Annotated in this window: 7 protein-coding genes; 6 read left to right on the forward strand and 1 reads right to left on the reverse strand. The window is 68.2% G+C overall.

The window, feature by feature from the left end:
* Positions 1-26 precede the first annotated feature (26 nt).
* Positions 27-1529, reverse strand: coding sequence for a hypothetical protein (locus OG392_RS29745; protein ID WP_329284492.1), 1503 nt, complete (start codon positions 1527-1529; stop codon positions 27-29).
* A 303-nt stretch (positions 1530-1832) separates the two neighbouring features.
* On the opposite strand from OG392_RS29745, the gene OG392_RS29750 reads away from it, so the two are divergent.
* From OG392_RS29750 to OG392_RS29775, 6 genes are all read left to right on the forward strand, one after another.
* Entirely contained in the window at positions 1833-3233 is a 1401-nt protein-coding gene (locus tag OG392_RS29750; protein WP_329284494.1) for a PIN-like domain-containing protein, read from the forward strand.
* A 259-nt stretch (positions 3234-3492) separates the two neighbouring features.
* Positions 3493-3993 carry a hypothetical protein gene (locus OG392_RS29755; RefSeq protein WP_329284496.1) on the forward strand — a complete coding sequence of 167 codons (501 nt, stop codon included), beginning with the start codon at positions 3493-3495 and terminating at the stop codon, positions 3991-3993.
* A gap of 122 nt (positions 3994-4115) precedes the next feature.
* Complete coding sequence (locus tag OG392_RS29760; RefSeq protein WP_329284498.1) at positions 4116-7976, forward strand: PglY protein; 3861 nt, start codon at positions 4116-4118, stop codon at positions 7974-7976.
* Positions 7976-10720: a BREX-2 system phosphatase PglZ gene (pglZ, locus tag OG392_RS29765; protein ID WP_329284500.1), complete on the forward strand. Its 2745-nt coding sequence runs from the start codon at positions 7976-7978 to the stop codon at positions 10718-10720. Before OG392_RS29760 ends, pglZ begins: the two co-directional genes overlap by 1 nt.
* A complete protein-coding gene (gene brxD / locus OG392_RS29770; protein ID WP_329284502.1) occupies positions 10717-12048 on the forward strand; it encodes a BREX system ATP-binding protein BrxD in 1332 nt (443 codons plus the stop codon). The genes pglZ and brxD overlap by 4 nt, the downstream gene beginning before the upstream one ends.
* Entirely contained in the window at positions 12045-14177 is a 2133-nt protein-coding gene (locus OG392_RS29775) for a DEAD/DEAH box helicase (RefSeq protein WP_329284504.1), read from the forward strand. Before brxD ends, OG392_RS29775 begins: the two co-directional genes overlap by 4 nt.
* Positions 14178-14222 lie beyond the last annotated feature (45 nt).

The raw sequence follows: 14222 nt of genomic DNA on the forward strand, positions 1-14222 counted from the left end.
ACCCGTCCCGGGCCCCAGAGACTGCCTCAGCTGCACGCTCGAGACGTCTTCTCCGTCACCGCCACATCCTCCAGACGCACGGAAAGGGGCTTGCCCCGCCGTGGATCCCACAGCCAGATCCGGTCGCCGGACGGGCCGAACGTCAGCAGCGGGCGAGTGGAGGCAAGCGGCCCGTTGAAGACCGCGATGTCCTCGCTCAGCGGCTTCACGCAGACGAGGCTGCCCTGGATCCCGTAGTACCGAGCCGGATCGCGGCCGGACGCCACCGCCTCCCGAGCCCGGGACGAGTCGATCTGAGCAATGGCGATTCCGGTCAACAGGGTCATGCCCACGACGAAGAGGGTCATCAGGGCGAGTCCCGCTCGCTCCATGCCGCGCACCCGTATCAGGTGGAAGTGGCGGGCCCACCCGGCGAGCGCCAGAACAACCGTGACACCCAGGGCCGCGGCGCCGACCGGCACGAGTGATGCCGCGTAGGACCAGTACACGGACATGGATGCGGCTTCTGACGGAAGATCAAACGCACGCTGCAGGTAGACCGTGTGCATCAAGCCTCCGAACCAGGGGAGGGCGAGCCCGAGCGCGGGGATCAGAGCAGGCACCGCCCAGTTGGCGTTGCGGCTGAACCAGGAGTGCACGAAGGCGTACCTGAGGCCGTACGAGACCGGGGGAATGAGAACCACGGTGAGGGCAGCCCATGCGACCGTCTCTGCGGAGGGTGTAAACGCCACGATGCCCGGGACCTGCATCCCTAGCACGATCGAAGCGGCCACGAAGAGTGAGCCCTTTACCAGTGGGACGATTCGAGCCCCGGGCTCGCGATGGGAGGCAATTTTCGTCCCTACCGGCCACACCAGCGCGCCTGCGATGAGGATTGGAAGCAGGACGAGCAAGCCTTCCGAAAGGGCGGCCGCGTACCCGCATGCCACTCCCGCCATGATGTAGGCCGAAAGGAGCAGCGCAGCAGGCCAGAGGGTGAAGGGCTCAGCCGGGGCATCCTCAGGATTCCGGCCTTCCATTCCCGCGGGGATACGCAGGTGGAGAATCCCCGGGTCGTAAGGGCGACGAGTGAAAGCCCCACGCGCCAGCAGCTCAGCTACTGCCTCGATACGCGGTCGGCCGTCCTGCTTGATGATCCGGACACTTGTCACCAAGCCCAACAGCTCACGCCAAGCGAAGACGCGACTCCTGAAGTCCGGCTGCTCGGAGGATTCGGACAATGCCTCCGGACGCCTGCGGTACGCATGCAGAACCGTCCGACGGTCCACGGACAGCTCGTGCTCGATCAGCGCCGCATCCACCACCCACATCCCCGCCTGATGCCGCCGCGCCAGCCCCTCGATCTCCGAGACCGCTGCCTGCACCGCCCCGAACCGGGCTCCGTGCAGGCGTACTTCCACCAGCAGTCCCCGACGTCCGCTCCCCAGAGCGTCTCCCTCTTCGTCGCCGGGCACCCACGGCCGTACCGACCACCCCCGCCCCTCCAACAGCTGCGTCGACAGCTCCGACTCCTCCGTGCTGTCGACCACCGCGACGAGTAACTCGACCCGCCGGTTGAACGGCTCGACAGGCAGTGGCGAGGGCGCCGGTTCCGCGCTGTCCTGGCGGCCACCGGAGTCATTGCCACCCCGCTGAGCCGGAATCGCCCTGCCCGTCCTGCCCGACGTACGCCGAGACACCCGTCGCATACCTGACACTCCACACCTCCGTGATCCGACTCCGGCTCAGGCGAGATTGGCCGAGACGCCACTCCCGCAGCACGGCCGATCCTGGAACCATCCCTCCCATGCCCGAGGCATGTACCGGGCCAACGAGGGGAAGCGCACAGCAGTATGGGGTACAAGGACGACCCGGAAGGCCGGACCACCGGACGTGGGATCTTCGACTGCGACGGGGCCCACCGCACCCCGCTCAAGAGCGACTACGAGCGGGTCTTCCAGTCCGGGACGATCGTCCTCGACACCAACGTGCTGCTCAACCTCTACCGCTCCAACGCCCGCACCCGGCAGGACACCTTCGCCGTCCTCTCCAAACTCCGCGACCGGCTCTGGGTCCCGCACCAGGTGCTCACCGAGTTCTGGCGCAATCGCGAACTCAGGTCGATCCGCCATCACCACAGCACCCGGGCGAAGGAGACCTCCCTCGCCCTCGACAAGGCGCGCAGGTCGGCGCACGACGCCGTCGACCGGTGGGTGAAGGACGTACGTCTCAAGCAGGACGAGGGCGTCACCCTGCGCATCGACGACGGGCTCAAGACGCTCGCCGAGGCGATCGACGGACTACGGGAGATCATCGACGCGCAGGCCGAGCGGGATGCTCTCCTGGGAACGGCCGAGACGCACAGCGACCCCGTACTGGCCGACCTGGAGCCGCTCCTGCAAGGCCGCATCGGGGAGCCGCTGCCGACCGACGAGTACGACAAGGCGGTCCAGGCGGCGCAGAAGCGAGCGGACGAGGAGATCCCGCCCGGGTACGAGGACTTCAAGACGAAGTCGCCGGAGCGCGCGGCCGGCGACTACCTCCTCTGGGTGCAGCTCCTCAAGGAGGCCCGGAACCGCGAAGGCGACGTCCTGCTCGTCACCGGTGACGTCAAGAAGGACTGGTGGCACCCGAAGGACGGCGACATCTCCGCCCGCCCTCGAGCCGAGCTGGTGGTGGAGCTGCGTGAGCACGCCGGTGTACAGCTCTACATGCTGACCCCCGCCGAGCTGCTCAAGTGGGCAGAGGAACTGCTCGAGGGACTCGACGTCGACAAGGACTCCGTCGACGACCTGGAGCAGCTGCGTGAGGCGGACCGCGAAGAGACGACGGCCGAGACCGGCTGGACCCGACAGTCCCTCGGAATCTTCGTCGAGCACCTGCGGGTGCGCTACCCGGCACACGCCAAGGTGATCATCGCCGCCGCGGCGAACGGCGGTTTCGTGGACAGGGCCACCGTGTACGACCTGGCGGGATATCCCGACGACCGGCGGCTCAAGGGCTTCACCCGCCCCATCAGCACCGTGGCGAGGGAGCTGGAGGACCAGGGGCTGCTGACGGGTGAGGAGTCCTTCCTGCTCCACACCATCTACGGTTCGCCCACGGAGCCCTCGTGGGCCACCGGGTTCCGGATCCCGGACGAGGCCGTGCCGATACTTCTGGAGACGTTCGTCGAGCCGGGACGGCCGTCGCAGCCTCCTAAGGGCGAGGGCGACCCCGGTGACGGTCCGAAGCCTTCGGAGACCGACCGGTAGGAACAACAGGTCCGCGGCACCTGTGCCGCGGCTCCTGCCTCGAGGCTGAAATCGCGCCCTTGCCCTCCGCGTGTCTCTCTGTCACACAAGGGAGAGGGGTCGATGACAGGGGGCAGCCGTGAGTGGGGGTACAGAGGACGGCGGCGGAGTCGCCGCGGCGCCGTCGCGTTGGGCGCGGGAGTGCTTCGGAGAGCAGGCGAGCGGGCTCGTCGCAGGGATTCCGAAACGGCTGGCGCGTGCTCATCAGCGGGCGAGGGTCGTGCACGACCAGGCCGATCTCAAGAAGCGCGGGCCGTACGGGCACGTCCTGGCAGAGGCCGTACTGGAAGAGCTTGCCGACGAAGCCCGCGCCCTCGGAGGATCGGTCCGTGAGCTGCGTGGCTACGACTTCGCCGTCCTCAACGGATGGGCCCTCTTCCCCTTCAAGTATTCCGACCGGCCGGTACCTCTCGATCGTGCCCGCCTGCGTGCTGACGTTTCCGCCCAGCGGAAGCGGCTGCTGACAGCGCACGGTCCCGAGCCGAAGGAAGGGCTGTTTCCGCTGGAAGAGGTTGCGACCACCCCGGAGTACGACAAGATCCACGAGGCGTTCGAGGAGCTCGGACGCAGCACCAAACTGGTCTCGGTCTTCTTCACCGCCAGCCGCGGTGAGGGCATCCACTCCATTCACTGGGGGGAGGCGCACCTCGAGGACGACCGCACCTTCACCTGGTCGCCGGTGGAGCCCCTTCCTCTGTACACGGCCAAGGGCCGGTGGTGATCGACCGACTCTCACGGAAGTTCCCATGCCCCCGCTGAGAGCCCCTGCGAGCTGGCAAGATAGGGGGACGAGCGCGCTGCGCGGACCATGTGAACCGCCGAGTGAGGGAACGAGAGCCACCGATGTCCACGAATGAGCTCTTCCTGCGGGATGTCATCGACATCAAGGAAGACGTCCACGCCGGCGATTTCAAGGTGGAGCTCACCGGAGGCTTCACCGAGACCGCCGCCAGGGTCGCGGAATACGTGGTCACCGACCAGCTGAAGCTCGCCTTCGGCAAGGCCCTCGGCATCGTCCGCGCCTCCGTCCGGGGCGGGAACTCCCACGCCGCCTACCTCCACGGATCCTTCGGTTCGGGTAAGAGCCACTTCCTGACCGTCCTCCACGCCGTCCTCAACAACGAGCCGTCGGCACGCTCCAAGCCCCGGCTCCAGGAAGTCATCGCCGAACACGACGAGTGGCTTCGGGGCAAGCGGTTCCTGATGGTGCCGTACCACCTCGTCGGCTCCACCGACCTGGACTCGGCCCTGCTCGGCGGGTACGTCGCCGAGGTGCGGCGCCTGCACCCGGGCGCCCCCACCCCCGCCGTCTACCGTGCCGACTCGATGCTCGCCGACGCGGCGAAGCTCCGGAACAGCATCGGCCACGACGCTTTCGTGGCGCTGCTTCCCTCCGCCGGTACCGATTCCGGCAGCTCGGACGGTGACCTCGACGATCTCGACGTGATCGACGGCTCGGGCGCGGCCTGGACCTCCGGAGATCTGGACGCGGCCTTCGCCGCGCCCGCGGGCGACGCCCGGCGCGACCGGCTGGTGTCGGCGCTGCTGACCGGGCCGATGTCCTCCTACGCGGAGGGCGCCCGAGGCGACGCCCAGGCGTTCCTGCCGCTGGAGAACGGTCTCGCCGTCATCAGCCGGCACGCGAAGTCCCTCGGATACGACGGCCTCGTCCTCTTCCTCGACGAGCTGATCCTGTGGCTCCAGGCGCACATGTCGAACCGGGAGAAGGTGAACTCCGAGGTCAGCAAGCTGGTCAAGCTGATCGAGTCCGGTGACAGCGCCCGCCCCGTTCCCATCGTGTCCTTCATCTCCCGCCAGCGTGACCTCTCGCAGCTCGTCGGCGCGGACGTCGTCGGTGCCGACGTGAAGAACCTGGAGCAGCAGGTCGAGTACCTGGCCGGTCGCTTCGACGTCGTGAGTCTCGAGGACCGCAACCTCCCGGAGATCATCAAGGAGCGCATCCTCAAGCCCAAGGACGAGCAGGCCCGGGCGGCTCTGGACGGAGCTTTCGGAGCCATCGAGTCCACCAGCTCGCAGGTCAAGGACGTCCTCCTCGACGCGCACGGCGCCACCCATGCCGACTGGACGGACTTCCGGGCCGTTTACCCCCTCTCGCCCGCGCTCCTCAACGTCCTCGTGGCGCTGTCCGGCGCGCTCCAGCGCGAGCGGACGGGTCTCAAGCTGCTGCAGGAGATGCTGCGGCGCCGGCGCGCCGACTTCAAGCTGGGGGAACTGATCCCCCTCGGCGATCTGTGGGACGTGCTCTCCGACGGCACCGGAGAGGCGTTCACCGACCGCCTCAAGAACGAGGCCGAGGCTGCGCACACCTTCCACACCAAGGTGCGGGCCCACCTGCTGGAGAAGTACGGATCGGAGGAGAACGAGAAGTTCATCGCCGACGACCGCTTCGTCAAGACTCTGCTGCTCGCCGCGCTCGCCCCCGACGTACCCGCTCTCAAGCGGCTCACCGGCGGTCGGATCGCCGCGCTGAACCACGGCTCCATCCGCTCCCGCACCGTCGCTCCGGGCTCGCTGGTCGTGACGCGACTGCGGGAACTGCAGGCCGAGTTCGGCGAGATCCGGGCCGACGGCGATCAGGACCCCGTGTTCACCCTCCACCTGTCCGATCTGGACATCGAGCCGCTGCTCGACATGGTGGCCGACGAGGATCGCACGGGAGCCCGCCGCATCTGGGTCAAGGACCAGCTCTGGAAAGCGCTCGGGCTGAAGGACACCGGCGCCTTCGTCTGCGAGCACGACATCGTATGGAAGGGCAGCAGGCGGACAGCCGAATTCGTCTTCGAGAACGTCCGCGACACCGCGCAGCTGCCCGCCGAGCAGTTCCGCCCCGGCGTGGACGGCCGGGTGCGGTTCATCCTCGACTACCCCTTCGACGACGGTCAGCACTTCCCCAACGACGACGCGCAGCGGGTCGAGCTGCTGCGCTCCGAAGGGCTCATGGCGCCGACCCTCGTCTGGCTGCCGTCGTTCTTCTCCGAGCAGAAGAACGCCCAGCTGGGCCGCCTCATCAAGATCAATTACCTTCTCGAGCGCGACCGCCTCGACGACTACGCAGGACACCTCGCCTCCGACGACCGCGTCCGCGTCCGTCATCAGCTGGCCGCCCAACGCGACACCCTGACCTCGCAGCTGACCGCCACGCTCGCGCAGCTGTACGGCATCGCCAAGGTCGACGAGAACAGCGTGTCCGCGGAAGTCAGCGAGGGGAAGCACATCCTCTCGCTGCTGCCCGAGTACAGTCGGCCCCAGCTGCAGGGCGGCAAGTCCTTCATGGACAACCTGCAGCACTTGGCCGACGGAGTGTTCGGAGCCCTCTACCCCAAGCACCCCGACTTCGACCGGGCCGGCGACCGCAAGCCCGTCACCCCCGCCGAGCTGAAGACCGCGCTGACCTGGATCACCCGGGCCATGGACGACGGCGGCCGACGCATCGAGGTCGACAGCCACCACCTCAAGACCGTCAAGAAGATCGTCGAGCCGCTCGAGCTCGGTCAGGTCCACGACGGTCCGCTGGTCCTCCGCAACGACTGGCGCGCACGGATCAACCAGGCCGTCCACCAGCACCGTCCCGGTGCCGATGACCTGTCCGTCGAGGAGATCCGCGAGTGGATCGCCAAGGACCACGGCTGGACCGGCCTCGATAAGAACGTCAGCAGTCTGATCATCGCCACGTACGCGCTTCTCGACGACCGTGCCTGGATTTTCCACGGCGGCAGCCCCCTGCCGCAGGCGCCCGACCTGAACGACATCGGGGCGGGCCACGGCCTGCGCGCACAGCAGCTGCCCACGGACGAGGAGTACACGACCGCCAGGGAAAGGGCCGCCAAGATCTTCGGAGTGGCGGTCCAGCCCACCCTCTTCGCGCGGAACGTGAACAAGCTGCACACCGGCGTACGGGAAAAGATCAGCCAGTACGAGCAGGCGGTCTACGGGGTCAGGACGTCTTTGATCCGGCATGCGGAAGCCCTGGGGCTGGAGTTGGACACCAGCGCACGGGCGTCGTCCGCGAAGGACGCCGCGGATCTCCTCGCTCGCCTGGGGCGTCACCACGAAGCGACCGCAACGGTCAGGGAACTGGCCGGTGTCTCGCATGCCACATCGGACGCGGTGCTGGCCACGGCCATCACGTCCGCCCCCGAGGTGCTCAAGGCGCTTGACGATGCCGACTGGCAGCTTCTCGATAGCGTCCGTGGCTTCGCCGGGCGGCGGGACAACGTCGGTGAGCGGGCCGAGCGGTTGATCGGGGAGATCGCCGAGGCCGCCGCCGCGAGTGAATTCGAACGCTCGCTGGTCCCGGTGCTGGACTCCATCCGCAGCAAGGCCGTCGCCCTGGTCAAGGACGCCGCTCGGCTGGCTCAGGTGGCGGAACCGGTGGTACCGCTGCCGCCTGTCGAGCCGACCCCGGACGATGTCCGCCTCACCCAGCACGGCACACCGCCCGTATCGTCCACACGCTCGACGCCGGGGCCCGGCGCGTCCGTGGGCACGGGGGGTGCGGCGGGCTCCCGGACCGTACGCCTGCAGCCGAGCCACATGGAGAACGCCCTGAGCAAGGCGATGGACAACCTTTGGGACGAGATCCTCGCCTACTCCGCCGCCAACCCCGGGATGGCGGTCGAGATCACCTGGCAGGTCGTGCCGCCGGAGGAGAGCGGACCCGCAGGCACCGAGGCGCAGTCCTGATGGCGGTGCGGCCGCTCATCGACCGCAGAATCGTCGAAGCCCTCCTCGAGACGGAGCTGCGGCGGGCCAGGGACCGCCGTCTCCTGCTGGTCCACGCCCGATACGACAGCGCGGCCCCCACCGACTTCACGGCCCGGATCGACGGTCGGCAGCGCCCGGTGCGGGTCACCGACCAGGATTCCGTTCTGGGAATCGTCGACGCGTGGCAGCGGCTCCTGGCCGAGCCCGAGCACGACAGACTCCTCGTGGTCACGAGCGACGTGCCGGCCACTGCCCTGGGCTGGGACCTGCGGGCCCATGCCGTCGGACGCCGCAGTCTCACGGTCGACCGGGCGGAGATCGTCAAGCAGCTCTTCGGGGCCGCCGACCTCGATCCTCGTGTGATCCGTGAGGCCTGGTTGCTGGACGCCCTGATCGAGGCCGAGCCCGCCGACGGTTGGCCGCGCGACGGATCCGTCCTCACACGGGACGCCGCCGTGAAGGCACTCGTCGGTGAACGTCTGGGGCTGGGGCGTGCAGCAGGAGGGCACGCCCTCGATCTGGACACCAACGCGTTGCTGGCCTGGTCCCGGACCACCGCGGGCCCGGCTCGCTTCCGAGAGCTGGCCGCATCGGAGCGCGACGGGCTGACCGACTGGCTCAGCGGCGTGATCGGGTCGGCCGCACCCACACTTCTCGCGCTCATCGCGGACGGCAGGGGACAGGACGCCATGGCCCTCGGTGTCCTCGGCTCCGTACTGAGCGCGCCGGATGCTCCGGCCGGAACGAGCTTCGCACTCGGAGGGCTGTTCGGTTCGACCTTGCGTTCGGTGGACGACCTACCGCCTTTCACCTCCTCGGTGATCGGAGCCCTCGCACGATGGATCGGCGAGGCCGAGGCCAACAGCGCTTCGGGCGCCGAGGCACGGCAGCGTGTCTACGCGGTACTCGACCGAGCTGACCAACTCGCTGCCGAAGCCGGACTCGGACTCGCTCTGCGAGCCGATCCCCTGCTGCCCTCGGGGCTCAAGGCGCGCTTGAGAGATCTGGCCGCCGCTCTGGCGACCTCTGCCGAAGAGGCCGAGGCAGCGCTGAACCACGTCCTGGCCCATCAGCTGGCCCGTCTGCACCCGGCCAGCTGCCATGCCGCACGCATGGCGGTGCGCGTCCTGCGATGGCTCGACGAGCCGGTTCCTGTCGTGGCATCGGTGGGGCAAGGCGTCAGCGAACACTTTGCGCAATGGGGGTGGGTCGACCGTGCGCTTGCCGTCCTGGCGGAGGGCGACCCGCTCGGGGAATCAGTTGTGGGCCAGGCGTACCACCTGCTCATCGGCAAGGCCCGTGCCCGGCGCGCGGCCATCGACGAACAGTTCGCCGCCCGACTGGCGGGCTGGGCCCTGACTGCCTCGACACAGGCACCGGCGGGCGCTCTTCTCATCGAGGACGTGCTCACCACTCTCGCCGTACCGCTTGCCGGAGCGGGCAAGATGGCAGCGGCTCCGCTCGTCCTCGTACTGGACGGCATGAGCGCAGCCATAGCGGCGCAGCTCGGGGACGAGATCGACCGTCGTGTCTGGACGGAGATCGTCCCGGCGCCGCAAGGGGCGGAAGGCGCACGGCGTCAGGCGGCCGTGTCCATGCTGCCGTCGGTCACCACCATCAGCAGGGCCTCGCTGCTGTCGGGAACAGCCACGAGCGGCAAACAGCCGGCGGAGAGCAAGGGGTTCGCAGCTCTGTGGCAACGGCACCGGCGCACGGGGACGCTCTTTCACAAGGGCCGGATCGGCGGGGTCGAAGGCCACCGCCTTGCCCCTGAGCTGCTCGACGCGCTCGCCGGCGACGGGGTGGTGGGTGTCGTACTGAACACCATCGACGATGCGCTGGACCACGGGCAGGAGGGGGAACGCACCACCTGGCGGCTCAAGGACATCAGTCACTTGCTGGACCTGCTCAACGCCGCTCGAGGCTACGGCCGTCCCGTCTTGCTCGTCTCCGACCACGGCCACGTCATCGACCGTTCGTCCCCGGGCCGCGGACCGGTCAAGGCAGCGGGCGTGCAGAGCGCCCGCTGGCGCACGGGCACGGCCGGAGAGGGCGAAGTCGAGCTCAGCGGACCGCGCGTCCTGGCAGGCGAGGGCTCCATCGTGGCGCCATGGCGTGAGGACATCAGGTACACACCGCGCAAGGCGGGGTACCACGGTGGGGCGTCGATCGCCGAGGTGACCGTGCCGGTGATCGCCTTGGTACCGTCACAGGAGCTGCTGCCGTCGGGGTGGGTCCTTCTGCCGCCCGAACAGAGCGTGCCGGCCTGGTGGGAACCTCGCACCGATACCGCAGCCGCTGCGGAGCCGGAGGCTTCGGCGAGCCGCCGGAGCCGGAAGCCCAAGGAGGCGCAGGCCGGCGAGGGACTCTTCGCAGCGGACGACGTGGCATCGGAGACGCCGACGCTCGGCGACAAGGTCGTGCGGACCCAGCGGTACACGGCACAGAAGGCGTTCGTCCGCAGAGCCCCGGACGCCAAGGCGGTGGCTGCTGTGATCGACGCGCTCACCGCGGCCGGTGGAAAGCTGACCCCGGACGCGGTCGCCGCCGCCGCGACCGCCGCCACCGGAAGGTCGCAGCGGAACCCCGAAATCTTCGTCACCGTGGTGCAGCGCCTTCTCAACGTCGAAGGTTATGGCGTGATCAATCTGGTGGACGCGGGACGGACTGTCGAGCTGAACGTCCCGCTTCTGCACGAGCAGTTCGGAACGGAGCGCCCGTGACCGGTGTGACGGAGGTCAGCGCGGCCCGCCGCCGCGAAGTGGTGGACGCGCTGAGGCGCGGCACCGTGCCGCAAGCGGGGCTCGATCTGTTCGCGGTCGGTCTCGACCGCTTCGCCGCGGCCCTGGACGACGACCTCGCGACAGCGGCGCGCGGTGGGTCGGCGTTTCACGCCATCCGCGGTGAGTACGGTTCCGGCAAGACGTTCTTCGCCCGTTGGCTCGCCGAGCGGGCCAAGCGCGCAGGGCTGGCCACCACGGAAGTGCAGATCTCCGAGACCGAGACACCGCTTCACCGCTTGGAGACGGTCTACCGACGTCTCACGGAACGGCTCACCACAGCCACCCATCAGCCCAGTGCGCTCAAGGCGGTGGTCGATTCGTGGTTCTACACCCTCGAGGAGGAGATCCTCGACGCCGGTGAGGTGGCGGACGACGACGAGAAGGCACTTGCCGCGGCCGTCGACGAACTGATGGAGCAGCGACTTGCCGAAGTCGCCCGCACGACACCCGCGTTCGCGGCGGCCCTGCGCGGCTATCGGGAGGCACGGGCTGCGGGCGACAACGCGACGGCCGAGGCGCTCATCGCCTGGCTGGGCGGGCAGAAGTCGGTCGCGGCCTCGGCCCGCAGAGCCGCGGGAGTCCGTGGAGACCTGGATCATTTCGGTGCCATGGGCTTCCTGCAGGGCCTGCTCACCGTGCTGCGCGACTGCGGCCACCCCGGGCTCCTGGTGGTTCTCGACGAGATCGAGACCCTGCAGCGGGTGCGAGGCGATGTACGGGAGAAGGGGCTCAACGCCCTACGGCAGCTGCTGGACGAGATCGACGCCGGACGTTTTCCCGGCTTGTTCCTCGTGATCACAGGGACGCCCGCGTTCTACGACGGCCAGCAGGGCGTCCAACGGCTCGCCCCGCTGGCTCAACGCCTCGCCACCGACTTCACCACCGACCCGCGTTTCGACTCGCCGCGTGCGGTGCAGCTACGCCTTGCAGGCTTCGACCTGCCGAGTCTGGGAGAGCTCGGACGCAATGTCCGCGACCTCTATGCGGGGGCGGCACGGAACCCCGAGCGGATTGAAGAACGCGTCGACGACGCGTACCTTGCGGAGCTTGCCTTGGCGGTCACCGGTGGCCTTGGCGGCAAGGTGGGAGTCGCCCCGCGACTGTTCCTGCGCAAGCTCGTCGCCGATGTACTCGACCGTGTCGATGAGTTCGACGAATTCGATCCGCGCCTGCATTACGCGCTCACCGTGTCCAGCGCTGAGCTCAACGAGGTCGAGAGGAACGCCGCTCAGGTCGATGCCGACGCCATCGAGCTGGACCTGCCATGAGTGCCCTCGACGACCTGGATCCGGTTCTGACACACCACATCGTCAACTCCCTCGGCTGGCGAGGTCTCCGTCCGCTGCAGGAGGAGGCGATCGGGCCCCTGATGGCCGGCGAGGACGCGATTCTGCTGGCTCCCACAGCAGGTGGAAAGACCGAGGCCGCCTCCTTCCCCCTTCTGTCACGGATGACCGCGGAACGATGGCAGAGCACCTCGGTCCTTTACGTCTGCCCCTTGAAGGCCCTGCTCAACAATCTGTTGCCGCGACTGGAGACGTACACGTCGTGGCTCGGGCGTACCGCCGCTCTGTGGCACGGCGACGTGACCGCGGGAAACCGGAAGCGCATCTTGAACAACCGGCCCGATGTCCTGCTGACGACTCCTGAGTCGTTGGAAGCCATGCTGGTCAGCGTGAACGTCGACCACAAGGCGTTCTTCTCCGGGCTACGGACCATCGTGGTCGACGAAGTGCACGCCTTCGCCGGAGACGACCGGGGGTGGCACCTGCTTGCCCTCCTCGAACGGTTGCAGAAGACCGTCGGACGGCCGGTCCAGCGTGTCGGGCTGTCGGCCACCGTGGGCAATCCGGAGGAACTCCTCCACTGGCTCCAAGGATCCGGGGCCGGTAAGAGGCCGGCTCGAGTGGTCGCGCCCCACCTCGCCGATCCGAGCGACGCGAACCCAGTGACCCAGACGCCCCCCGGCGACATCCAGCTCGACTACGTCGGTTCCGTCGACAACGCGGCCCGAGTGATCTCTTCGTTGCACCATGGAGAGAAGCGGCTCGTCTTCTGCGAATCACGACGTCTTGTGGAGGAGCTCGGGGAGAAGCTGCGCCTTCTGGGAATCACCACCTTCCTCTCCCATGCCTCGCTGTCGGTCGATGAACGGCGACGCGCTGAGCAGGCGTTCGCAGAGGCACGGGACTGCGTGATCGTCTCCACCAGCACGCTGGAGCTCGGCATCGACGTCGGCGATCTCGACCGGGTCATCCAAATCGACGCTCCGGCGACCGTCGCTTCCTTCCTGCAGCGGCTGGGCAGAACGGGGCGGAGGGCAGACACGACGCGCAACTGCCTCTTCCTGGCTCTCACGGAAGACGGATTGCTGTCAGCGGCAGGAATGCTGTTGCTGTGGTCGCGGGGCTGGGTCGAACCGGTCATCGCCCCGCCCGAGCCGCGCCACATCGTCGCCCAGCAGCTCCTTGCACTCTGCCTGCAGGAACATCAGGTCGGCGATCGGTCGTGGCGGGATTGGTGGAACGGGCTTGGGCCCTTCGGGCAGCCCGCCGAGCCGATTCTGAGGCACCTTGTGGACGAGGGGTATCTCGATCGTGACGGCGACATGCTGTTCATCGGACCGGAGGCCGAGCGCCGCTTCGGGCATCGACACTTCATGGGCCTGACGGCAGTCTTCACAGCCCCACCCCAATTCACCGTACTCCAGGGCCGTATGGAGATCGGTCGCACCGACCCGGATCTGTTGACGGAGGAAGTCGAGGGACCGCGAAAGCTCCTCCTGGCAGGCCGTAGCTGGTTGGTCACCTACATCGACTGGCGCCGCAAGCGGTGTTACGTGGAGCCGACGGACGGGGGAGGAAAGGCGAAGTGGAGTGGACTCGGATTCACCCGGGCGACATCGTTCGAATTGACCCGAGCGGTCCGTGAGGTGCTTCTCGGAGTCGATCCTCCGGTGAGGCTCACCAAACGAGCGACGACATCCCTCGCCGATGCGAGAGACCACTTCATCGAGGCAGTGCATCCTGGCGGCACACTGATCGTGCGCGGCAGCAGTGGTTACACACGCTGGTGGACCTGGGCGGGGCACCGGGCCAATGCCACGCTCGCGGCCTCACTCGGCGGGGTGGCCGCCCCGGCACAGCGCATCAACGACTGCTGGGTTCGCCTCAGGGAAGACGTCGACCCGCAGACCTGGAAACAAGCTCTCGCGGATGCGTCGGGGCAGTTGTGCCTTCCCGAGGTGGACGCCCGCGCGGTGAAGGGGTTGAAGTTCGGCGAGGCACTTCCGGCGCGCCTCGCCGAATCGACCCTTGCGATCCGCTTCTCCGACCTGGCAGGCGCACAGGCAGTTTTGGGCGAACCGACGAGATTCGTGGCAGACATCGGAACCTGAGGGGGCCATGGGCGTACTGTTTTCAGACTCCATCGTCCCTCTTGG

This window comes from Streptomyces sp. NBC_00691, from assembly GCF_036226665.1.
GTDB lineage: Bacteria > Actinomycetota > Actinomycetes > Streptomycetales > Streptomycetaceae > Streptomyces.